Annotated in this window: 22 protein-coding genes and 1 pseudogene; 20 read left to right on the forward strand and 3 right to left on the reverse strand. The window is 32.3% G+C overall.

The genetic code is table 11. The features are described from left to right. The 3 genes and pseudogenes from CVD18_RS22645 to CVD18_RS15610 form a co-directional block, all read left to right on the forward strand. A pseudogene (locus CVD18_RS22645) lies at positions 1 to 412 on the forward strand (hypothetical protein); the annotation flags it as partial. A gap of 119 nt (positions 413 to 531) precedes the next feature. Continuing rightward, entirely contained in the window at positions 532 to 1,416 is an 885-nt protein-coding gene (locus CVD18_RS15605; RefSeq protein ID WP_103866366.1) for a LysR substrate-binding domain-containing protein, read from the forward strand. 74 nt (positions 1,417 to 1,490) lie between these two features. Beyond that, on the forward strand, positions 1,491 to 2,411 hold the full coding sequence (locus tag CVD18_RS15610; protein ID WP_103866367.1) for a YeiH family protein: 921 nt from the start codon (positions 1,491 to 1,493) through the stop codon (positions 2,409 to 2,411). 53 nt (positions 2,412 to 2,464) lie between these two features. On the opposite strand, the gene CVD18_RS15615 is transcribed toward CVD18_RS15610, so the two are convergent. Together CVD18_RS15615 and CVD18_RS15620 are read right to left on the reverse strand one after the other, a co-directional pair. After that, positions 2,465 to 3,205, reverse strand: a complete 741-nt coding sequence (locus CVD18_RS15615) for an SDR family oxidoreductase (protein WP_103866368.1) — start codon at positions 3,203 to 3,205, stop codon at positions 2,465 to 2,467. A 65-nt stretch (positions 3,206 to 3,270) separates the two neighbouring features. Next, entirely contained in the window at positions 3,271 to 3,837 is a 567-nt protein-coding gene (locus CVD18_RS15620) for a Crp/Fnr family transcriptional regulator (RefSeq protein WP_103866385.1), read from the reverse strand. A 327-nt stretch (positions 3,838 to 4,164) separates the two neighbouring features. Here CVD18_RS15620 and CVD18_RS15625 point away from each other — a divergent pair, with 327 nt between their 5' ends. The 9 genes from CVD18_RS15625 (at position 4,165) to scpA (ending at position 14,327) form a co-directional block, all read left to right on the forward strand. Next, positions 4,165 to 5,433: an MFS transporter gene (locus tag CVD18_RS15625; RefSeq protein WP_103866369.1), complete on the forward strand. Its 1,269-nt coding sequence runs from the start codon at positions 4,165 to 4,167 to the stop codon at positions 5,431 to 5,433. A gap of 31 nt (positions 5,434 to 5,464) precedes the next feature. Beyond that, positions 5,465 to 7,021, forward strand: a complete 1,557-nt coding sequence (locus CVD18_RS15630; RefSeq protein ID WP_103866370.1) for a glycoside hydrolase family 3 protein — start codon at positions 5,465 to 5,467, stop codon at positions 7,019 to 7,021. 2 nt (positions 7,022 to 7,023) lie between these two features. After that, complete coding sequence (locus CVD18_RS15635; RefSeq protein ID WP_103866371.1) at positions 7,024 to 8,103, forward strand: anhydro-N-acetylmuramic acid kinase; 1,080 nt, start codon at positions 7,024 to 7,026, stop codon at positions 8,101 to 8,103. 90 nt (positions 8,104 to 8,193) lie between these two features. Continuing rightward, on the forward strand, positions 8,194 to 8,802 hold the full coding sequence (gene udk, locus CVD18_RS15640; RefSeq protein ID WP_103866372.1) for a uridine kinase: 609 nt from the start codon (positions 8,194 to 8,196) through the stop codon (positions 8,800 to 8,802). A gap of 119 nt (positions 8,803 to 8,921) precedes the next feature. Continuing rightward, positions 8,922 to 9,200 (forward strand): septum formation initiator family protein, encoded by a 279-nt coding sequence (locus CVD18_RS15645; protein WP_369858613.1) that lies wholly within the window; start codon positions 8,922 to 8,924, stop codon positions 9,198 to 9,200. Beyond that, on the forward strand, positions 9,193 to 10,560 hold the full coding sequence (locus CVD18_RS15650; protein ID WP_103866373.1) for a methylmalonyl-CoA mutase subunit beta: 1,368 nt from the start codon (positions 9,193 to 9,195) through the stop codon (positions 10,558 to 10,560). The genes CVD18_RS15645 and CVD18_RS15650 overlap by 8 nt, the downstream gene beginning before the upstream one ends. A gap of 92 nt (positions 10,561 to 10,652) precedes the next feature. Continuing rightward, the gene (locus CVD18_RS15655; RefSeq protein WP_233194565.1) at positions 10,653 to 11,267 is read left to right on the forward strand and encodes a hypothetical protein; all 615 of its coding nucleotides are present in this window, start codon (positions 10,653 to 10,655) and stop codon (positions 11,265 to 11,267) included. Between the two features lie 173 nt (positions 11,268 to 11,440). Beyond that, positions 11,441 to 12,067, forward strand: a complete 627-nt coding sequence (locus CVD18_RS15660) for a hypothetical protein (protein ID WP_103866375.1) — start codon at positions 11,441 to 11,443, stop codon at positions 12,065 to 12,067. A gap of 127 nt (positions 12,068 to 12,194) precedes the next feature. Next, complete coding sequence (gene scpA / locus CVD18_RS15665) at positions 12,195 to 14,327, forward strand: methylmalonyl-CoA mutase (protein WP_103866376.1); 2,133 nt, start codon at positions 12,195 to 12,197, stop codon at positions 14,325 to 14,327. A 15-nt stretch (positions 14,328 to 14,342) separates the two neighbouring features. On the opposite strand, the gene CVD18_RS15670 is transcribed toward scpA, so the two are convergent. Beyond that, positions 14,343 to 16,082, reverse strand: a complete 1,740-nt coding sequence (locus tag CVD18_RS15670; RefSeq protein WP_103866377.1) for a carboxypeptidase-like regulatory domain-containing protein — start codon at positions 16,080 to 16,082, stop codon at positions 14,343 to 14,345. A gap of 473 nt (positions 16,083 to 16,555) precedes the next feature. Here CVD18_RS15670 and CVD18_RS15675 point away from each other — a divergent pair, with 473 nt between their 5' ends. From CVD18_RS15675 to CVD18_RS15710, 8 genes are all read left to right on the forward strand, one after another. Beyond that, on the forward strand, positions 16,556 to 17,437 hold the full coding sequence (locus CVD18_RS15675; protein WP_103866378.1) for an SDR family oxidoreductase: 882 nt from the start codon (positions 16,556 to 16,558) through the stop codon (positions 17,435 to 17,437). A gap of 140 nt (positions 17,438 to 17,577) precedes the next feature. Then, positions 17,578 to 18,342, forward strand: coding sequence for a ParA family protein (locus tag CVD18_RS15680; protein WP_103866379.1), 765 nt, complete (start codon positions 17,578 to 17,580; stop codon positions 18,340 to 18,342). Positions 18,343 to 18,349: 7 nt separating this feature from the next. Next, a complete protein-coding gene (locus CVD18_RS15685) occupies positions 18,350 to 19,264 on the forward strand; it encodes a ParB/RepB/Spo0J family partition protein (protein ID WP_103866380.1) in 915 nt (304 codons plus the stop codon). Further along, on the forward strand, positions 19,254 to 19,838 hold the full coding sequence (locus tag CVD18_RS15690) for a DUF5683 domain-containing protein (protein WP_233194566.1): 585 nt from the start codon (positions 19,254 to 19,256) through the stop codon (positions 19,836 to 19,838). Before CVD18_RS15685 ends, CVD18_RS15690 begins: the two co-directional genes overlap by 11 nt. A gap of 49 nt (positions 19,839 to 19,887) precedes the next feature. Further along, positions 19,888 to 20,586, forward strand: coding sequence for a 4-hydroxy-tetrahydrodipicolinate reductase (dapB, locus tag CVD18_RS15695; RefSeq protein WP_103866381.1), 699 nt, complete (start codon positions 19,888 to 19,890; stop codon positions 20,584 to 20,586). Positions 20,587 to 20,637: 51 nt separating this feature from the next. Next, complete coding sequence (gene lepB / locus CVD18_RS15700) at positions 20,638 to 22,209, forward strand: signal peptidase I (protein WP_103866382.1); 1,572 nt, start codon at positions 20,638 to 20,640, stop codon at positions 22,207 to 22,209. A 129-nt stretch (positions 22,210 to 22,338) separates the two neighbouring features. Beyond that, on the forward strand, positions 22,339 to 22,962 hold the full coding sequence (locus tag CVD18_RS15705; RefSeq protein WP_103866383.1) for a WbqC family protein: 624 nt from the start codon (positions 22,339 to 22,341) through the stop codon (positions 22,960 to 22,962). After that, complete coding sequence (locus tag CVD18_RS15710) at positions 22,962 to 23,270, forward strand: DUF6122 family protein (RefSeq protein ID WP_103866384.1); 309 nt, start codon at positions 22,962 to 22,964, stop codon at positions 23,268 to 23,270. The genes CVD18_RS15705 and CVD18_RS15710 overlap by 1 nt, the downstream gene beginning before the upstream one ends. Positions 23,271 to 23,522 lie beyond the last annotated feature (252 nt).

Below are 23,522 nucleotides of genomic sequence, written 5' to 3' on the forward strand. Positions count from 1 at the left end.
TTGTAAAGAACATCTATGCGAATTTGCTAAACTTTACTATAAAGATGAAAAACAAAGATATAAGTGGATTGATACATGCTCAGAAATGATGCTTACCAAGGGGATTGACCCCATTATTGTAACACTTGAAAAATTACCAGAACAGCGCAAAACAACTGGAAAAAGAAACACATTGATCAACTATTATCGTAAAAATAAAGACAGAATGCAGTATCATAAATATATTGAAAAAGGGCTGATAATAGGATCGGGAGCCATAGAATCTGCTCACAAAGATGTGCTGCAACAGCGATTGAAGTTATCTGGGCAGCGATGGACTATGGAAGGTTTTCAACAAATGGCGCAACTAAGAGTAGTATATAAAAGCAAACAAGAACACAGGATCAAACAATTATGCCAAAATGCAGCATAATGGGAAATTTGTCGTACACCCCTCTATATAGTTTATTATAGTACGTATTGCTTTTTTTATATTAGCATAATAGTAGGCTTAGTCTAGCTATATAGATTAAGGTTTCTCATATAAATCAAATGAAAACAAAACTACATATATTCAAAGAGGTAGCGTACCATTTGAGTTTTACAAAAGCAGCAGAACATCTTTTTTTGTCTCAACCTGCAATCTCAAAAACTATACGTCTTTTGGAAGATGAATATAAAAGTACTTTTTTTTTAAGAAAAAGAAATTCTATCGAATTGACCGAAGATGGAAAAGTATTCTTAATCTACACAAAAAAAATATTGAAACTATATGCCGAGTTGGATAATCAATTTCTAAGCCTAGAAGATAAAAAACCAACTCACATTACCTTTGGGGTAAGTACTACCTTAGCAAATTACATCGTTCCTAAAATCATTGCTAAATTTAGAAAACATTCTCCTCAAACTAATTTTATTGCAAAAAGTGGTAACTCTAAAGAGGTGGAAGCATTGATTATCAATCAACAAATAGATTTTGGTATTATAGAAGGCCAAAGAACGAATTACCAATTACAATTTAAAAAATTTATAAAGGACGAGATCGTTTTGGTTACTAATGCTAGAAATACCGATTTCAAAAACGGAATAATCAGTAAAGATGATTTAACCAAAATCCCATTAATAGAAAGAGAATTAGGTTCTGGTACTCGGCAGGTTATTTATAACAAATTACAAGAATTGAATATTAATAAGCTTAATATTCAAGTAATTCTTAACAGCACAGAGGCTATTAAAAATTACCTATACTACTCAGACAGCTATGCTTTTGTTTCTATTAATGCTGTACATGAAGATTTATTAAACAATAAACTAAAAGTAGTCGATATAAAAGACATGTCATTTGAAAGGTGGTTCTATTTCGTGTCTAGAACAGGGTTTCAATCTAAAATTATGGATTATTTCGAAAAATTAATCGTGAACAACTATAACTTTTAGTTATCTCATATTCTATTATAGATTGCTAAAAAGTTATTCCTTAATTCTATTTTTGCCTCTGTAATCAAAATATCATGACGGCCATTGTGCAAAAAACACTTTTCTTTCTCATCATAGTTTTAGCCTTACTAGGGTATATAAATAGCCCAACAGCGCTACTAGTAGGGTTTACTTTTACATTTTTTTTCAAAAACCCATATTCACAATACAGCCAAATAGCAATCTATTACTTGTTAAAAATTGCTGTGATTGGGTTAGGTTTTGGAATGTTCTTAAAAGAAACTCTTACTACTAGTAAGAATAGTTTTGGATTGACTTCTTTTTCTATTCTACTAACTGTGACATTGGGTATATTCTTGGGTAAAGCTCTAAAATTGGATAAGAAATTAAGTCATCTTATTACCTCTGGAACTTCGATTTGTGGTGGGAGTGCTATTGCTGCAATTTCACCTGTGATCAAAGCAGATTACAAAGCAATTAGTATTGCATTAAGCGTTGTTTTTTTTTTAAACGCTATTGCTTTATTTGTATTTCCTGCGGCTGGCCATTATTTTGAATTAACCCAAAATCAATTTGGCTTATGGTGTGCAATTGCTATACATGATACCAGCTCTGTAATAGGTGCAACTATTGGTTATGGAGATGAAGCATTGAGAACGGCAACAACAGTAAAGCTTTCTAGAACTCTCTGGATTATTCCTCTTTCTATTTTATCTACTTTTCTTTTTAAAACCAAAGGAAAAAAAATTAAGATACCCTATTTTATTCTAGCATTTATCGCGGCTATATTAATAAATAGTTCCCATTTACTACCAACAAATATTACAGAATCTATAGTAATGATCTCAAAACGATTATTGGTAGTAACACTGTTTTTGGTAGGATCATCATTATCAGTCTCAGATCTTAAATCAACTGGATTCAAACCCATCTTATTTGCATTAATTCTATGGGCATTCATATCTGGTATTTCATTGATCTTTATTCTTTATTAAAAAATTGAAACAAAAAAGACATTCAATCCATAGAAAATTTGTCAACGTCATCACTATTTCAAATTATTTACTTTTTTAATTGCAAATTCTGGTACTATTCTAGAAACAAAATAAAGTAATCTCGACCCTCCAACTCTAATTTCTTTTTTATCTTTTTTCAAACCAATAATCATTTCATCTACCGCTTTTACTACAGTGATAGCTATTTTAGGAGGAGTTCCCTTATGCCAAGGTGTTTTTACTGCTGGAAACATTACTTCTACCACTCTTGTTTGTGTATCTTTAAGTTGTATTCTTATTGTTTGAGTAAATGAATGTAATGCGGCTTTTGTAGCATTATAAAACGAATAAGCCGCTTTTGGAGCATAAATCAACCCTGTAGTTATATTAATAATCATTGGTTTGTTATTCTCTTTTAGAATAGGATATATTAATTTTATAAGTCGTACAGGTGCCAAAAAATTAGTTTCAACCTCAGCATCTAGCATTGGTAAAATACCTTCTGTTTCAAAAAAAGGAGTTTGATGTACTATAGCAGCATTATTTATCAAAATATTTAATTGAGGATACTGCTCTTTAATCCATTCAGATAATCGTTTGCACTCTATTGGTTTTGATATATCACATTGATAAGTAATCACATTGGGCAACTTATATTTTGCATCTTCTAGTTTTTGAGATGTTCTAGAGCAAATAATGACCTGATTGCTCATTTCTAGAAAACGCCTTGCCATCTCAAGCCCAAGCCCAGAGCTTCCTCCTGTGATAAGAATAGTACTATTAGTAAACGTCATAATTCTATTTTTTTTGATTATTCGCCAAAAATAGAAAGTGACATATTATAAAAAATTGACCTATGTTAGTTCATCATTTTTTTTCTTATCCTACTCAAGGATTCTGGTCTAATTCCTAGGTAAGAAGCAATTGTCTGAAGTTTTACTCTTTTTTCCAGATCAGGAAATTCTTTAAGAAATATATGGTATCGTCTTTCTGCATCCAATAACAATAATTCTCGTTCTCTTTTTTCCTTAGTACAATACCCTTTTTGAAGCGCACTAATCAAAAATTTATCCCAATACGGATTGTTTTCCTGCAGTATAAGCCATTCTGTATAACTGATATCCAGAATCTCTGAATGCTCTAAAGCTTGAATAAAAAAATGTGATGGCGTTTGGTGTAACATCGCAGAATATGAACTTAGTACATTACCTTCTGTTATAAACCCCTTTGTAAATTCATTCCCCTCTCTATCAATATAATAGTACCTAAAAAGTCCACTTCTGATTATTGCAAACTTTTGTGGCACCTGCCCTTGAGTAATATAACACTCATATTTATCTATCTGTTTTATTCTGGAAATATCTATCAAATCAATTGACTCTTTTTCTGGAATATTTATTTTTGATAGAAGTGCTTGCGTATCCATATATTTAATTATGCTATTATTTATACTGTTTGATTCAAGTGAAAAAATAGTTCTTTTTATCAATCGAAGTGTTTTTTTTAATTCCATAATACAATTACTAATCAAAAAAGGCAACTATTAATTTACCTTTACTCCTACTTTTTGTTTTTCTATTACATCTCTATCGCTTATAAAGATATTTTCTTTGTATTTTTCGAAGATAAACCCTGTATTAATGAAAAATCTTACATGCTTCTCATCCTTTAATATGTTATATCACCCTCAAAAACAACCAAAAACAGATATCAAATACTAAAACTATATTTAGAGTTTATCAAAAAATAGCATATGCCAATTTCAAACAAAGATAAAAACACATGGGCTTGGGTTCCTTCTTTATATTTTACAGAAGGATTACCCTACGTTATTATCATTACTGTTTCTGTAATCATGTATAAACAATTAGGGATTAACAATACTGATATCGCTTTATATACTAGCTGGCTCTATCTACCTTGGGTTCTAAAACCATTTTGGAGTCCATTTGTTGATATAAAAAGTACAAAACGCAACTGGTTCCTTACCATGCAATTACTCATTGCAATAGTATTTTTGGGAGTCGGTTTTACAATTCCCACTCATAATTTTTTTGTAGTAAGTCTTTCTCTTTTTTGGATTGCTTCTTTTGCTTCTGCTACCAATGACATTGCATCAGACGGGTATTATCTAATTGCGCTTTCAGAAAAGAAACAATCGCTCTTTTTAGGGATTCGAAGTACTTTTTATCGACTGGCCATGATAACAGGACAAGGGTTAATTGTTATAATTGCAGGTTTTTTAGAAGAATATTATGGAGCTCCTCAAAAAGCTTGGTCATATACTATGATTATTACCGCCATCTTTATGATTATACTTACCGTAATGAATCTGCTTACAACTCCAAAAATAGAAGATCAAACTACTACTGACATAAAACCTTTGCGCTTTCTTGATGTTTTAGGAACATTCTTTGAGAAAAAAAATATAGGAATTGCTCTGGCTTTTATTCTTGTATATCGCCTAGGAGAATCACAGTTAGTCAAAATGGCATCCCCTTTTTTATTAGATAAAACAAAAGAAGGTGGATTGGCACTATCAACTACAGAGGTAGGAACTATTTATGGTACTTTTGGAGTCATTGCTCTCACTATTGGTGGTATTCTGGGAGGAGTTGTTATTTCTAAACATGGATTAAAAAAATGGATGCTCCCCATGATTTTGGCTCTCAATCTGCCTAATCTACTTTATGTGTTACTAGCCATATGGCAACCTTCTTCCATTTTATTTGCAACACTGGTCGTTATTATAGAGCAATTTGGATATGGTTTTGGCTTTGCTGCCTATCTCATGTTTTTGATTTATGTAGCAGATGGGGTATCAAAAACCTCACATTATGCAATTGCAACTGGTTTTATGGCATTGGGTATGATGCTTCCTGGTATGTTGAGCGGTTTTATCCAGCAAACCCTTGGATATACAGGTTTTTTTATCTGGGTAGCCATTGCCGCAATACCAGGTATTATCCTAACACGTTATATACAATACCCCGCAACTTATGGTAAAAAAGAAGCGAATTAAAATAACATAATAAAACAGCATTTCTCAATCTATGAGCCTCTCAAAACTTACAAAAACAGAAAAAATTGGACAATTTTTCTTTCCTGCTGCATTCATTAATGATACAGATAAGGAGATAAAGGAAATCGAAGAATTAATAAAAAATTATAAAATCGGAGGACTTACTTTTTTTCATAGTAGAGCTAGTGCAGCTACCAATTTTGAAGAGAAGAAAAAAATAATTAGAAATGAAGATAGCTCAAATCGATTAGCACAACTTATTACACATTATCAGAGTATTGCTCACTCCCCTCTTTTGATAAGTATTGATGCAGAATGGGGATTAGCTATGCGAGTAGAAAACACCCCACACTATCCTTATGCCATTACTCTTGGTGCGCTTCCTGATCATAAAAAAGAACTGATCTATCAAGTAGGACAACATATCGGGTATGATCTTAAAAACATAGGTATCCATCTTAATCTAGCTCCTGTGGTCGATATTAATATCAATCCTAGTAATCCTGTAATTGGATATCGGTCTTTTGGAGAAGAAAAAAAACAGGTGACAGATAAATCTCTGGCTTTTTACAAAGGACTCAAAAGTGCTGGAATACTAGGTTGTTTTAAGCATTTTCCTGGACATGGCGATACCGCTGTAGATTCACATCTAGGTCTACCTATAATTTCTAAATCCAAACAAGAATTATATACAGAAGAACTCTACCCATTTATCAAAGCAATAGACTCGGGAGTAGACAGTATACTTATTGGTCATCTTGCGGTTCCCTCTCTCTCCCAAGGAAAAAATATATCAGCTACCTTATCAAAAGATATTATCAAAGGATTATTACGTCAGGAATTAGGCTTTGATGGAGTTGTTATCTCTGATGCACTTAATATGCATAGTGTTTCTAAACTTTATACTGAAAAGGGAATGCTGGAATGGAAAGCTTTTGATGCAGGAAATGATATTTTGTGTTTTGCAGAAAATGTAGAAGAAGGTATCCTTGCTATCGAAAAAAATGCTACCAACCTACAAATTGAAGAAAGTTTCGAAAGAATTCAAAAATTAAAACAAAAAGCATTCATAGAAAACAGCACCGATCATACTTTTGATTTTGAAAAAACAAATGCTTTAAATTATTCTATTGCCAAAGGATCAATTACTCACTATAAATCAAACATAAAAAGTTTTGAAAAATTTAGTGTCGAAAATTTTGACGCCATTGTTTATGGTAAATCTACAGATTGTACGTTTTTTAAAGAAATTATAAAATCAAAGAACTGTACCGTTATGAGTGACACTCACCTCTCACTAGCAGATTCTTCTGATAACATCTTGATAGCATTATTTCCTCCATCTATAAAACCGATGAATGAATTTGGTATTACTCCTGAAATCAAAGAAAACATAATCAAGTTGAGTGCTACAAAAAATGTTACGCTATACCTCTTTGGTAATCCTTATGCTATAAAAGTTTTACCCACCAGAAACATTAACAATATAATCATTGCCTATCAAGATTTTGACGCTTTTCAGCAAGTCGCTGCGCAACACTTTATTAAACAATATAACACTATTGGTAACTCTCCTGTACAACTCTAGATATGAACACTAAAAATCAATACACTGTAATTGGCTTAATGTCTGGCACCTCTCTAGATGGTTTAGATATTGCCAATTGTCATTTTGAAAAAAAAGGTCAAAACTGGGTATTCTCTATCCTCAATACCAGTAGTATTGATTATACACCTGATTTTAAAGAAAAGTTGAAAAATTCTATCTATATGGATACAGCTTCTTTACTGGTTTTTCATAATGAATATGGCAACTGGTTAGGCAATCAAGTCAAAAAATTTATAACTCAGAATAACATTCAAGTAGATTTTATTGCGAGTCATGGCCATACTGTTTTTCATCAACCAGAAATTGGGCTTACCTACCAAATAGGCTCTGGGCAACATTTGGCTAATGCTTGTAAAGAAAAAGTGATCTGTGATTTTAGAACCAAAGACGTAGCGCTTGGCGGCCAAGGTGCTCCCCTTGTTCCGGTAGGAGATCAATTATTATTTGGCAGCTATGATTTTTGCCTTAATCTAGGAGGAATCAGTAATATTTCTTTTAATCTAGATAAAAAAAGAATTGCCTATGATATATCTCCTGCCAATATGTTGCTCAATTACATCTGTGCTACAATTGATAAAGCATATGACAAAGGAGGAAAAATAGCTGAGACTGGAACCTTAAACAACTCATTATTAAAAACACTGAATTCTCTAGATTATTATCAACTCCCACATCCCAAATCATTAGGATATGAATGGTTCTCAGAAAAAGTAATTCCAATTATTGACCAAACTCAGGATACACCAGAAAACTTATTACATACCGCCGTTCATCATATCGCTCATCAAATTGCTACTTGCATCATTGCAACCAATAAAAAGCACACATCGCTATTGATCACAGGAGGTGGTGCAAAAAATGATTTTCTTATTAAAATACTACAACAAAAACTACATAATTTTGCTACTGTAATTGTACCAGAAGAAAAGGTTATTGATTTTAAAGAAGCACTAATTTTTGCCTTTATGGGAGTATTAAAAGAACGAAATGAAATCAATTGCTTACACTCTGTTACTGGTGCCCATAAAGACTCTTCATCAGGTGTAATTTATCATCCATAATAACAGTATAGTATACACCTATTTTTTACTTATAATGTTCATTCACTATAATACTCGAAAACAATTTTTACATTTGCCAAAAAATCAAAAATGCTAATTATCGGTATCGCCGGAGGAACTGGTTGTGGTAAAACCACTGTTGTAAATCATATTATAAATGAATTACCAGAAAATGAGGTATGTGTCATCTCTCAAGACTCATATTATAAAGACACCAGTCACCTTACCTATGATGAGAGAGTACTCATAAATTTTGACCACCCTCAATCTATAGATTTTGATCTACTAGGAGAACACCTTATTGCTCTTAGAAAAGGAGAAACTATCGAACAACCGATATATTCTTTTGTAGAACATAATCGTACTGGTAAAACTGTTACTACCGCGCCGAGCAAAGTAATCATCGTAGAAGGGATTTTGATTCTTACCAATGCTAAAATAAGAGATATGTTTGACATCAAAATATATGTGCAAACTGATAGCGATGAACGGTTAATAAGAAGATTAAAAAGAGATATTTCTGAACGAGGTAGAGATATGGATGAGGTTTTAGACCGATATCAAAACACATTAAAACCCATGCATCAGCAATTCATTGATCCAACCAAAGAATTTGCTGATCTTATTATACCCAACAATAACTATAATAATGTAGCTGTAGATATTGTACGAACCATTATCAAGGAGCGTTTGAATTAACTTTTTGTACCTTTACACCAATAATATTCTTAATTAGATTGAAGTTAAAGCAATATTTTCAGAAACTAAAAAACAAACCGGCACTCATTCCGATATTTGCTATATTTTTAAATAAATATGTGCTCATAATTTTATTATTCATTATATGGATGTTGTTTCTTGATACAAACTCATGGCTAATTCATAGAGAATTAGATGAGGAAATACAGGAACTTGAGGATAATAAAAAGTACTATATAAAAGAGATTGTAAAAGATCAAAAAAACATCAAAGTATTAAAAGATAGTAGCGAGCTGGAAAAATTTGCCCGAGAAGAATATTTCATGAAACGAGATAATGAAGAAATATACATTATCGAGTATGAAGATAGTATACCTAAAAATGATAAAGATGACTAAATCCCTATTTGATAGTTTTGATGAAGTTTCTGCAAAAGAATGGAAACAAAAAATTCAATTTGATCTCAAAGGTGCTGATTATAATGAAGCATTGATTTATAATTCTTTAGAAGGGATTGATATTAAACCTTTCTACCATCAAGAAGATTTAGCAGCTATTGATATCCCTGTTACACATCCTGTTTCTTGGAAAAATGCTTTAAAAATAGTTGTAGATCAAACAACTACGGGTAATCAAAAAGCACTGAGTTCTATAAAGAAAGGTGCAGAGAGTATTCATTTTGTAATCACACAAAAAGAGACTGATGCAAAAGAGCTTTTGCACAATATCCCCTCTACCATCAATATTTTTGTAGAAACCCAATTCCTATGTTCTTCATACATTCAGAAATTAAATGACATTGCTGATAAAACTGATCTCAATATTTATGTTTTAACAGATATTATAGGTAATCTAGCAAAAACAGGTAATTGGTTTAATAATTTAAAGAATGATCATTCTTTATTAGAAGAAATTATCTCCAGTCCCTATCTCAAAAGTAGCCTTAGTATTGATATCGGATTGTATCAAAATGCTGGTGCGACTATGGTACAACAATTAGCCTATGGATTGGCACACGCAAATGAATATTTGAATCATTGTAACAACACAAAAATATCTTTAGGAAAAACGCCTATAGTTTTTAAAGTTGCAGTAGGTGGTAATTACTTTTTTGAAATTGCAAAATTAAGAGCCCTTAGATGGTTATGGAAAACGTTGGCTTCAGAATATAATACACTATCAGAATGTCATATCATTGCATACCCTTCTCATAGAAATAAAACTATTCTTGATTACAATGTAAATATGTTACGTACTACTACAGAATGTATGAGTGCTATATTAGGTGGTGCCGATACTGTACAAAATTTACCTTATGATGATGTATACCATCTTGAGAATGATTTTGGCACAAGGATTTCTTTAAATCAATTATTACTCCTCAAAAATGAAAGTTATTTTGATATCGTATCCAATCCAGCATCAGGATCGTATTATATAGAGAGTTTGACAAATCAATTGGCAGAAAAAGCTTTAGCACTATTCAAAAACATTGAAGATAGTGGTGGATTCTTAAAACAGCTAAAATCGGGCACTCTTCAGAAAAAAATAAAAGAGAGCGCTACCAAAGAACAAGAATTATTTGATAATGAAAATATCGTTCTTACTGGAACAAACAAGTATCAAAACTCAAATGAGCATATTCCTGAGATTCAGAAACCTATTTTTCCTGAAAAAAAGGTTAGAAAAACACTATTAGCTCCAATACTAACAAAAAGGTTATCAGAAAAAATTGAAAAAAAAGCTATGCATGCATAGCATAAGTCATTAATTTTTTGTACTTTACAAAGACCTAACATTTTTTATAACTTAATTTTAATCTCATGCCCCTAAGGATTAAATATAAGGTTGTGTTACTTTTTTTATCGCTATTTATAAGCATTATTGGTAATACTCAAACCTCTGCAGAAAACTTTGATTGTCTTAAAATTGATAATCAAGGATTACTAAAACAATCATTTACTTCATTTGAAAAAGACCTGTTCGCTCATTATAAATTCAATAATGATACTATCAAAACATACAGAACCTTTCTTACAGAAGTTTACAATCTGTCAATAAACCTCAGGAAACTCCCTTCTCAAAACTCTATCCGTCTTGCACGTATATATAAACAAAAAGCTACAGATAGAAACTCTCTTTGGGTATTACTTAGCCAATATGACGAAGAAATGGTTGCTTCAGAAGAAAACACTACTATAAAAACTGATACAGATAAAGAAGAGGTACTAACTTTTAACTATCGAGGAGGCTTCATACAATGCTTAAAAAACAACAGTACTAGTGAAAGTTTTAAAGATATCATCGATATGCTCGAATATGATGGTAATGTAAGCCCATCTTTAATTGCTCAAAAACTACATGATTTGCCAACTGAGGAATTCAATAGCTATGAGGTAAAAAGTTTTATTGCTTTCGATATTTATTATTCTATTTTATTAGTCATAGAAAAAGCATTTAAATAGTCGCTTACAAACTATCTTTTGGCGCAAAACACTATCTTTCAAAAAATAACGCTCTTTTTTTGATTAAATTCAAAAAAAACACAATAAAACGTTAATATATACCAACTTATTGTTAACTTTCGACCTAAGTTTTAAAACAAAACCTATACACTAACATTACTAAATCTAAATTAATGCCCCTTAAGATTAGATCTAGAATTATAACCTTGTCTTTATTACTATGTATAAAGGCTACTTATTCTCAATCTGGTATCAATTGTTATGATGTAGATGAAACTGGTATTATAAAAAAAGCATACAATTCTTTTGAAAATGATTTGTTTGCACATTATAAGTTCGGCACTGATTCTATAAAAACCTATCGAACTTTTCTGGCAGAAGTAGCCAGCCTATCAATTGATCTTAGAAAACTCCCCTCAGAAAACTCGATTCGCCTAGCACGAGAGTTTAAAAAAATAGCCAGCAATAAAAATTCGCTTTGGATTAAACTAAGTGAATACGAAAACAATGAAACTATAACAAAATCAGTATCTCCTACCAATAAAAAAAATCAGAAAGAACTTCTAATCTTCAATTACAGAGGTGGCTACATACAGTGCCTCAAAAACACCACTGATAGTACTGATTTTAAAGATTTAATTTCTTCACTTGAAAAAGATGGAAACGTGAGTACCTCATTGATTTCTCAAAAAATATATTATGTCACTGATAAAGAACTCCGCACATCTGGAATAAAAAACTTTATTGCTTTTGATATATACTACTCTATTTTAATGGTTATTGAAAAAGCATTTAATTAATCTTTTTTACATTATTCTCTGTAAACTTACTAGTGAATTATATTTTTTTAATAAAAATCAGTTTTAAAACCTTAATTTTATAGCCTTGTTAATTTATCATCTTGAAAAAAAAATGAGGCTTTGAGCAATGAATAGAAAAGACATACAACATATACAATTAGCAAAAGAAGCAACACCAAACAAATCACAACAGACTTCTACATATACCACATCTGAAGGAATCAATATAAAATCAATTTATAACAAAGATGATCTTAGTACTATAGATCACCTTAATTTTTCTGCAGGAATACCTCCTTATTTACGTGGTCCATACTCTACAATGTATGTTCGCAGGCCATGGACTATACGGCAATACGCTGGCTTTTCTACCGCAGAAGAAAGTAATGCTTTTTATCGCAGAAACCTTGCTGCGGGACAAAAAGGATTATCTGTAGCCTTTGATTTGGCTACACATCGTGGGTATGATAGTGATCATGAACGTGTATTTGGTGATGTTGGTATGGCAGGCGTAGCTATTGATACTGTTGAGGATATGAAAATATTATTTGATCAAATTCCTCTTGATAAAATGTCTGTTTCTATGACTATGAATGGCGCTGTTTTGCCAATTATGGCATTTTACATCGTTGCAGCAGAAGAGCAAGGAGTTGATAAAAAATTACTTTCAGGAACAATCCAAAATGATATTCTTAAAGAGTTTATGGTGCGTAATACTTATGTATACCCCCCTACTCCATCAATGCGAATTATAGGAGATATTTTTGAATATTGCTCTAAGAATATGCCAAAATTCAACCCTATAAGTATCTCTGGATATCATATGCAAGAAGCAGGCGCAACCTGCGATATAGAACTAGCATATACTCTTGCAGATGGCTTAGAATATATACGTAAAGGAATAGAAGCAGGAATGGATGTAGATACATTTGCACCTCGTCTGTCTTTCTTTTGGGCAATTGGTATGAATCATTTTATGGAAATTGCAAAAATGCGTGCAGCACGTATGCTATGGGCAAAACTGATCCAGCAATTCAACCCAAAAAACCCAAAATCCTTAATGCTCCGTACGCACTGTCAAACTAGTGGATGGAGCCTTACTGCCCAAGATCCTTTTAACAATGTAGCACGAACTTGTATAGAAGCCAGCGCCGCCGCTTTTGGAGGTACACAAAGTTTACATACCAATGCACTGGATGAAGCCATTGCACTACCAACAGATTTTTCGGCAAGAATTGCCAGAAACACACAAATATATCTGCAAGAAGAGACTCGAATTACACGCACAGTAGATCCATGGGCAGGTAGCTACTATGTAGAATCTTTGACAAATGATATTGCAGAAAAAGCTTGGAAACTTCTGGAAGAAGTAGAAGAATTAGGAGGAATGACAAAGGCTATCGAAGCAGGAATCCCTAAAATGAGAATTGAAGAAGCTGCCGCTCGTAAACAAGCTAGGATAGATAGCGAACAAGATATTATCATTGGCGTAAACAAATACACCCTAGAAGAGGAAGAAGCTATCAAAACTCTAAAAGTTGATAATCAAGCTGTAAGAACCCAACAGATAGAAGGACTTACCAGAGTAAAGGCTTCAAGAAATGAAGAAGATGTACAACAAGCTTTAAAAAAATTAACGCTAGCTGCAACAGATGATCATCAAAATTTATTAGAATTAGCTGTAGATGCAGCAAGGCTTAGAGCTACTTTAGGAGAAATCAGTGATGCCCTAGAAAAAGAATTCGGAAGATATAAAGCAGAAATAAAATCATTTACAGGAGTGTATGCCAAAGAGATAAAAGATGATGCTTCTTTTAATAAAGCAAGAGAACTCGCAAATCAATATGCAGATTTAGAAGGGCGAAGACCCAGAATCATGATTGCCAAGATGGGGCAAGATGGTCATGATCGTGGCGCAAAAGTAGTAGCCACCAGTTATGCAGATGTAGGCTTTGATGTAGATATAGGGCCATTGTTTCAAACACCAGCAGAAGCTGCAAAACAAGCAGTAGAAAACGATGTACATATTGTAGGCGTTTCCTCTCTCGCTGGAGGTCACAAAACATTAGTCCCACAAATCGTTGCTGAACTCAAAAAATATAACAGAGAAGATATTATGGTTATAGTAGGAGGAGTAATCCCCCCTGATGACTATGACTTTCTTTTTGAGGCTGGTGCAGTTGCCATTTTTGGCCCTGGTACAAAAATAAGTGATGCCGCTATTACAATATTAGAAATTCTAATTTCTACATTCGAATAATACAAAAATATCCTTTTACCTAAACAATGAGTTAAATGTAAATAATTGCATTTTATGGTTATATTTATCGAGCTTGAATAGTTTGACATCTTTTACTTGATTCTCCCTACCCCAATTCCTGTAAACCGTTGCTTTTAAATAAGTAGGCACATTTTTCTTATTCCCTAAATACTTTATATTTATCAACCACTCCCCTTTATTTAAATTATAAATAAAAAACTCATCAGAAGAATACCCTTTTATCTTCTCATTAAGAATACGATCCTTACTTTTTTCTTGAGAATGCTCGTAAACAAAAGAATTTAAATCGGGATCAACAAATTCTAATAGAAATTCTGCCTCAGAAGTATTCCATTCAAAAACAACACGAATATCACTAGTCAATGTTTCTTCTTCTTCTTTTTTAATTTCAAAAGTTTCTTTAATTTTTGCTACATCTTTTTTATGGGTATACAAATACTTCATTTCATTATAAACCATTTGCTCAATACCTTTTTCTTCTAATTTAAACCCTCGTTGTAAATACCTTAAATACATATCCCATGCATTTTGATATTCTCTGTTTGCAAAATAAGAATTCGCTAAATCTCGAAAAGACTGTGCATAAGATGGTCTTAAATAAACAATTGTATTATAAACATTCAGAGCTTTTGATTGCTCTCCTAACTCCTCATATGTATATGCAAGAGCCTTAAGAGCTTCTGCATTTTTATGAAACTCCTTTTCCATATCTGATAATACTTCTAAAGAAAGTTTTCTATTGTTTTTTTCTTTTTTGAAATAAGTAGCTATATCTAGATAAAAACTCGGTTGTTTTTTATGCTTATTTAATAAAGCTCTATAAGCTTCATACAATCCAGTATCGGTAGCGCTTGAATTTACTTTTTTAAAATCATCAATAATTGTAGTTGATACAGCATCTATATAAGGGAAAGCATCATTTTTATATTGATTACCCCTAGCTTTTTGTTCTGCTTTATGTGTATTAAGAAATATTGAGCTCTTTGTTGTTACAACAATCACTCCTCCTGCTCCTCGCATTCCATAATTTGTTGTCCCTCCTAAACCTTTAAGAACTACCATATGTTCTATATCATTTATATCAATATGAGGAGGGTAATTATAAACAACTCCATCAATATCCCAAATTGCAAATCCATTTTTTTCACTCATTACTGGCCGCACTCTAACTCTTTTTCTACCAAGTCCATCATTAGAAATACCATAAGTAGGAATAACTCCTTGTATCGCTTCTATCAAATCTACACCCCCTCTATTAAGGTGTTTTCCTTCTACGAGCCAATAAGAAAATGCCGAACTTTTTATATCAATTTCTCCATAAGCAGTATTCAACTTATCTAATTCTGTTTTTTTTGCTAAAGAATATTGTTTTTTATCAGCCTCTTTTTTAATCAAAACTTCATCTAGCTTATTAACATCGTTTGTCATCTTGATATTGAGAAGTTGAGTAACATCTTCTACAATAATTTCTACTGTTTTTTTCCCTACAAAAGAAAACTGGATAGTTTCTCTTTCTGATGCTTCTATATAATAATAGCCTTTTTCATCTGTAATTGTTCTTCTATTTTTATTCTTTACAGAAATATTAACATTTTTTATAGGAATATTATCGGCTGTAACATATCCATAAATTTTATGTAAACTTGATTTTGATTGAGCAGAAAGAAAAGAAAAACCTCCTAGTAGAGATAGAGCCAAAATCATCCAAGAAAATAAGTGCGTTTTTATAATCATAAGAATGTAGAGTTAAAAGGTGAAAATTGCATTACAAAAATCAACTATAAACTAATTTAATTGATTTACTGAACATTACAATAAGCTTTAACGTTCTATTATGTATGTCATAACAAGACAAAACGTTACCTCAATTAGTAGCATTTCTTTACTAATTTTATAATTCTCATATATTAGATCACAACTGCATAAGAACCAACATTAATCCATCTATTATGACTGAGTAATATATGATAGGTCTATTGTGATTATAAACCAGTACTCTTTATTATTATTTCAGTAAGCAATCTGTTTTTTGCCAGTTACCATACTGATAATCAAATACACTAACTAAATCTTGTTTTTTTAAACTCTGTATTACGTAGTGCATTATAATTAATAGTATTTTAGCTAAATAGCTAAAAGGAGGTGTTAAAAAAACTATGCATGCATAGTTTTTTTAGTACTTTAGCAGAATATCGATACTTATACATATGAACTATACAGATAAAATGCTTCGTGACGGAGCGCTAAAAGGAAAAAATATTGTTGTTACTGGTGGAGGTAGCGGATTAGGTAAATCCATGACTCGATATTTTTTAGAACTTGGAGCCAATGTAGCTATTTCCTCTCGTAATTTAGAGAAATTACAAAATACTGCCAAAGAACTCGAAGCAGAAACAGGAGGCACATGCTTGCCTGTACAATGTGATGTTAGAGAATATGATCAGGTAGAAGCTATGAGAGATCAAGTTCTAGATGCTTTTGGATCTGTAGATGTATTACTTAACAATGCTGCTGGAAATTTTATTTCTCCAACAGAACGTTTATCTCACCGTGCATTTGATATTATAATCGATATTGTGCTAAAGGGAACCAAAAACTGTACTCTTGCCTTTGGAAAATACTGGATTGAGAACAAGTATAAGAATACTGTGGTCCTTAATATTGTAACAACATACGCATGGACTGGATCTGCCTATGTAGTACCAAGTGCAACTGCAAAAGCAGGAGTATTGGCAATGACTAGATCATTGGCAGTAGAATGGGCAAAATACGGCATGCGTTTTAATGCCATTGCTCCAGGCCCTTTTCCTACAAAAGGAGCATGGGATCGATTATTACCAGGAGATCTCAAAGATAAAATAGATATGGCAAAGCAAGTACCTCTTGCACGAGTAGGTGATCATCAAGAACTTGCAAATCTTGCCGCTTATTTAGTTTCTGACTTTTCTGCATACGTAAATGGTGAAGTAGTAACTCTAGATGGAGGTGAATGGTTAAAAGGAGCTGGTCAATTCAATTTATTGGAGCAAATACCCGAAGAAATGTGGGATCAACTCGAAGCAATGATTAGAGCCAAAAAAAATAAGTAAAATTTTATTAACAATAATAAAAGTAGATCAGACCATTCACACAGGGGAATGGTCTTTTTTATTTGTTACTGTTAACACTTTTCATTTTTATAATATATAATAAATCGTATTTTTATCGCTATAAATCCAAATCTCCCCCTATGGGTAAAATAATAGCAATTGCCAATCAAAAAGGTGGTGTAGGTAAAACTACCACCTCTGTAAATTTAGCAGCTTCTCTAGGTGTTTTAGAGAAAAAAGTACTTCTTATCGATGCCGATCCGCAAGCCAATGCGACTTCTGGACTAGGATTAGATGTAGAAAGTATTGAGAAAGGAACCTATCAAATCCTTGAGCATACAGTAACACCTCTAGATGCAATTTTAGAGACAAATGCTCCAAATGTACATATCATTCCGGCACATATTGATCTTGTAGCCATTGAGATAGAGCTTGTAGACAAAGATCAGCGTGAGTACATGATGAAAAAAGCTATAGAAAGTTTAAAATCTGAATATGATTATATTCTTATAGATTGTGCTCCTTCTCTTGGTTTATTAACTCTAAATGCATTGACTGCCTCAGATTCTGTAATGATTCCTATTCAATGTGAGTATTTTGCCTTAGAAGGATTAGGAAAACTTTTGAATACTATAAAAAGTGTACAAAAAATTCATAATCAAAATTTAGATATAGAAGGACTACTGCTTACTATGTATGATTCGAGATTAAGATTATCAAATCAGGTAGTAGAAGAAGTTCAAAAACACTTTAATGAAATGGTGTTTAAAACAATTATTCAAAGGAATATTCGTTTAAGTGAAGCTCCTAGTTATGGTGAAAGCATAATTAATTATGATGCTTCTAGCAAAGGTGCCAGTAATTACTTAAGTTTGGCACACGAAATTATTAAGAAAAATAGTTAAGGATAACATGGCGAAGGCAACCAAAAAACAGGCATTAGGTAGAGGATTATCAGCATTATTAAAAGATCCTGATAATGATATAAAATCTGTTGAGGATAAAAATGCAGATAAAGTAATAGGTAATATTATAGAATTAGAACTAGGAAGTATAGAGGTCAATCCTTTTCAACCCCGTACAAGTTTTAATGATGAAACCTTACGAGAACTTGCTACCTCTATAAAAGAAGTAGGTGTTATACAACCTATTACAGTTAGGAAATTAGATTTCAACAACTACCAACTGGTCAGCGGAGAACGTCGTTTTAGAGCTTCTAAATTAGTAGGTCTAAAAACGATTCCTGCTTACATTCGTATTGCCAATGATCAAGAGTCTCTAACTATGGCGTTGGTAGAGAATATACAAAGACAAGATTTAGACCCTATTGAGATCTCATTGTCTTATCAACGACTTATTGATGAGATCAGCCTAACACAAGAACAATTGAGTGATCGTGTAGGTAAAAAAAGATCAACTATTGCCAATTACCTTAGATTATTAAAATTAGACCCAATTGTACAGACAGGGATACGTGATGGTTTTATATCTATGGGACATGGTCGAGCTTTGATCAACATAGAAGATCAACAACAGCAATTGGATATTTATGAGAGTATTATAGGGAAATCACTATCAGTTCGAGATACAGAACAATTAGTTAGATCCATTAATAATAAAGATGAAAACCCAAGTACTGCTACCAAAGTTTCTAAAACCACCGAAATACCTGTTCATGTAAAAAAAGGAATAAAAGAATTTTCTGACTACTTTGGCGCAAAAATTGATGTAAAAATTTCTGGTAAAGGAAGTGGTAAACTTATCATACCATTTTCTTCCGAAGAAGATTTCAAACGTATAAAGAAACTTATAAATAGTGAAGATTAAATTCTTTTATATTACTCTTTTTGTATTACTTTCTATTCACACTATTTCTGCACAAGAAAATGAGGAATTAAAAGTCACTACAGAAGAAGTTGCCGTAAAAAAGAAAGAAAAGAAAAGAAAAATTCGCCCTTACGAGCCTTTGGCTCCTGCAAGGGCGGCATTTTATTCTGCTGTTCTTCCTGGGCTTGGTCAAGCGTACACCAAAAAATATTGGAAAATTCCAATCGTATATGCTGCAATAGGAACAGGAGTTTATTTCTATATCGATAATAACAATAATTACAATCGTTTCAGAGATATTTACAAACGTAGACTTGCAGGATTTACAGATGATGAATTTCCTAACATAACCAATGATCAATTAATATCATTACAAGATCGTTTTCGTCGTGATAAAGAATTATCATTGCTAGTAACTGTAGGAATATATCTTCTCAACATTGTAGATGCCAATGTAACTGCGCATCTAATGCAATATAATGTTACAGATGACCTTTCTTTTAAACCAAAAATAAATTTTAACGAGTTTGACAGCAAACCTAATTATGGAATGTCACTCAATTATAGTTTTTAAGAGACAACAACTAGATTCTTCTAAAAACTAATTAATACCAACCAAAAATATGAAAATTGCCTTACTAGGATATGGTAAAATGGGTAAAACCATAGAAAAAATTGCAATAGAGCGAGGCCATACCATAGTGCTGAAAGTAGACAAAGGTGATACCACATATGATCTTTCTGATGCAGATGTCGCTATAGACTTTAGCATTCCCTCTGCTGCTGTAAATAACATCACAAATTGTTTCAATACAAACACACCTGTTATTTCGGGAACTACTGGCTGGTTAGATCATTATGATGATATAATCACATTATGTAAAGAAAAAAAAGGAGGATTTATTTATGCTTCTAATTATAGTTTGGGCGTAAATCTATTTTTTGAGCTTAATAAAAAACTAGCAAAAATGATGAATCCATTAGAAGGATATGAAATTGCTATGGAAGAAATTCATCATACAGAAAAACTAGATGCTCCTAGCGGAACTGCTATAACATTAGCAGAAGGGATCATTGAAAACTCAAACAAAGAAGCTTGGCAATTGGATAGTAAGGACAAAAATGCAATTCCAATCATTGCTAAAAGAATCGATAAAACTCCAGGCACACATACTGTTACCTACTCTTCTGCCGTTGATGATATTGAAATCAAACATACTGCGCACAATCGTAATGGGTTTGCTTTGGGTGCCGTAGTAGCTGCAGAATGGCTAAAAGGTAAAATAGGAGTTTATAATATGAAAGACGTATTAGGTCTATAAAAGTGTAACATTACACACAAAAGAAGGACTGATATAAAAAAATAGTAAAGTATGATACTTACAGAATGGCTTATTTTTTTCCTGATAATTCAGGTAATTCATTTTCTAGGCACTTGGAAATTATATGTTAAGGCAGGCAGAAAAGCTTGGGAAGCTCTTGTACCAGTTTACAATGCAGTAATCTTGATGAAAATCATAAACCGCCCATGGTGGTGGGTAATATTATTATTTATTCCTGTCATTAATGTAATTATGCTACCCGTAATTTGGGTAGAAATCATTAGAAGTTTTGGTAAAAACACTACAACAGATACAGTACTTGTTATTGCTACACTTGGGTTTTACATATTTTATATCAATTACGCTCTAGATGTACATCACATTACAGATCGAGATCTAAAACCAAAAACAGCTGCAGGAGAATGGATAAGCTCCATCTTGTTTGCCATTGTTGCGGCAACTATAGTACACACTTATTTCATGCAACCATACACTATTCCTACTGGCTCTTTAGAAAGAACACTATTGGTAGGTGATTTCTTATTTGTAAGTAAGTTTCATTACGGTGCACGTACCCCAATGACAGCAGTATCTTTCCCTATGGTTCACGATACTATTCCTGTGGTACGAGCCAAATCATATACTAGTACTCCACAATACCCATATTTTAGACTACCTGGTTTTCAAAAAGTTAAACGCAATGATATCGTTGTATTTAGCTGGCCTATTGATACTGTTAATGCTTTTCAACAATATGGTGATGGAAAATACCATTACAAGCCAATTGATAAGAAATCTAATTATGTAAAACGTTGTGTAGGTATCCCTGGGGATTCTTTATCTGTAGTTGATGGATATGTACATATTAATGGGAAACAAACTAAATTACCAAAACGTGCTCAATTACAATTTTCTTATAATGGAATTACCAAAGGGAGTAGCTTTAACCCTCAAAACTTGTACAATCGATACAAAATAAAACCAAATGAATTTTGGTATGATAACGCTAATTTTCGTTCAGCAGGAATGACAGAAGAAGCTGCATCTAGATTCAAAAACCATCAAAATGTAGAAAATCTACAAAGAGCCATCGCACCAAAAGGGTTAAAAGATCCTAAGATATTTCCTAATAATGGCAAGGTAGACTGGAATTCTGATAATTTTGGAGCTATCTATATCCCAGAAGCAGGAAAAACTGTAAAAATGGATCTCAAAAGCTTTTCTTTATACAGAAGAATTATCGAAGTCTACGAGGGATCAGAAATGGGAATTAATAACAAATTATCTGTAAATGGCACACAGATCCTTCTTAACAACAAACCAATTAACGAATACACATTCAAGCAAGATTATTACTGGATGATGGGTGATAATCGCCATAATAGTGAGGACAGTCGTGTATGGGGGTATGTACCTGCTAATCATATTGTAGGTAAGCCCGTATTTATTTGGCTTAGCCTTGATGCCAATGCCAAAGGCCTATTTAATAAAATACGCTGGGAACGTATGTTTACAACTGTAGGAGGAAGCGGAGAACCTGTTTCATATTTCAAATATTTCCTTATTGTTTTAGCTGGATGGATTATTTATAACCAATATCGTAAAAGAAAGAAAAAAGCATAATATAAAAGTGGTTTAAACTTTTTTACCAAAATCAAAAAACTTAAACCACTTCATATAAACAAAAGAGTAGCAAACATCAATACCTTGAAGATTATGAGCCTACATAACAAACTTAATTAATCGGTACAATTGAGAACTATCCTACTCCACCCTATGTATTTTGGAACTGTTGCACAATATGTAGCAATGGCACAATCTGATAGTATTGTATTTGAAAACGAAGACAATTATCAAAAGCAAACCTATCGTAATCGCACGTATATTTACGGAGCTAATGGTAAATTATTATTAACCATTCCTATTAAACACTCAAAAACAAAAGAAAAAATACTATATAGAGATGTGCAGATAGAAAATGATTTTCAATGGCAAATACTACATTGGAGATCACTAGAAGCTGCTTATAGAACCTCCCCTTTTTTTGAATATTATGAAGATGAACTTCAACATTTATTCAAAACACCCAAAAAGTATCTTTTGGATTTTAATTATGAGTGCATGCAGGTTATTATGGATTGCCTACAACTAGAAACACCTTTTACTAAAACAGTTTCGTACCATAAAAATCCAAAAGAAATTACTGACCTAAGAGAATTAATTCGCGCTAAAAAGGAAAAAGCACTTACTTTTAAACCATACATTCAGGTTTTTGAAAACAAACAAGGTTTCCTAACCAATCTATCTATTCTTGACTTATTATTTAATGAAGGTACAAATGCGATACCCTATCTTGAAAATCAATCTATTTTTTAATGCTACGACCTTTTATCCACTATGGATTTCATTTTATAATTCCTATAATTTTTGCACTATTCTTTTTTTCAAAACAATGGAAAAAAGTATACCTTATTTTTATAGTTTCTATGCTAATTGACCTTGATCATTTATTAGCAAATCCGATTTTTGATCCAAATCGATGTAGCATTGGCTTTCACCCTTTACACAGTTATTATGCAATAGCGGTATATATTACTATGCTACTCTTTTCTAGAACACGTATTCTTGGGGTAGCTTTACTATGGCATATCTGTACAGATCTAGTAGATTGCTGGATGAGATAAACTCAAACAACAAAGCATCTATCTAATAATATTTAATGCTTGCCCGTTTGTTTCCCTTTTTTAATTTAGCAGAATGAAACTAATAGAATTCATTAAGCATTTTCCCAATGTGCAAAGCTGTAAAGAAGCTTTTAAGGCTTACCGATTAAAACAAGGAATTATACAATTTACGGATATTAACTTCGCATAAATGCGTCTAAGTAGTGATGATTACTTACTATAGATTTTATAAGTTCATTACTCATACTTTCT

The sequence above is a fragment of the Aquimarina sp. I32.4 genome (assembly GCF_002924285.1).
Classification (GTDB): domain Bacteria; phylum Bacteroidota; class Bacteroidia; order Flavobacteriales; family Flavobacteriaceae; genus Aquimarina.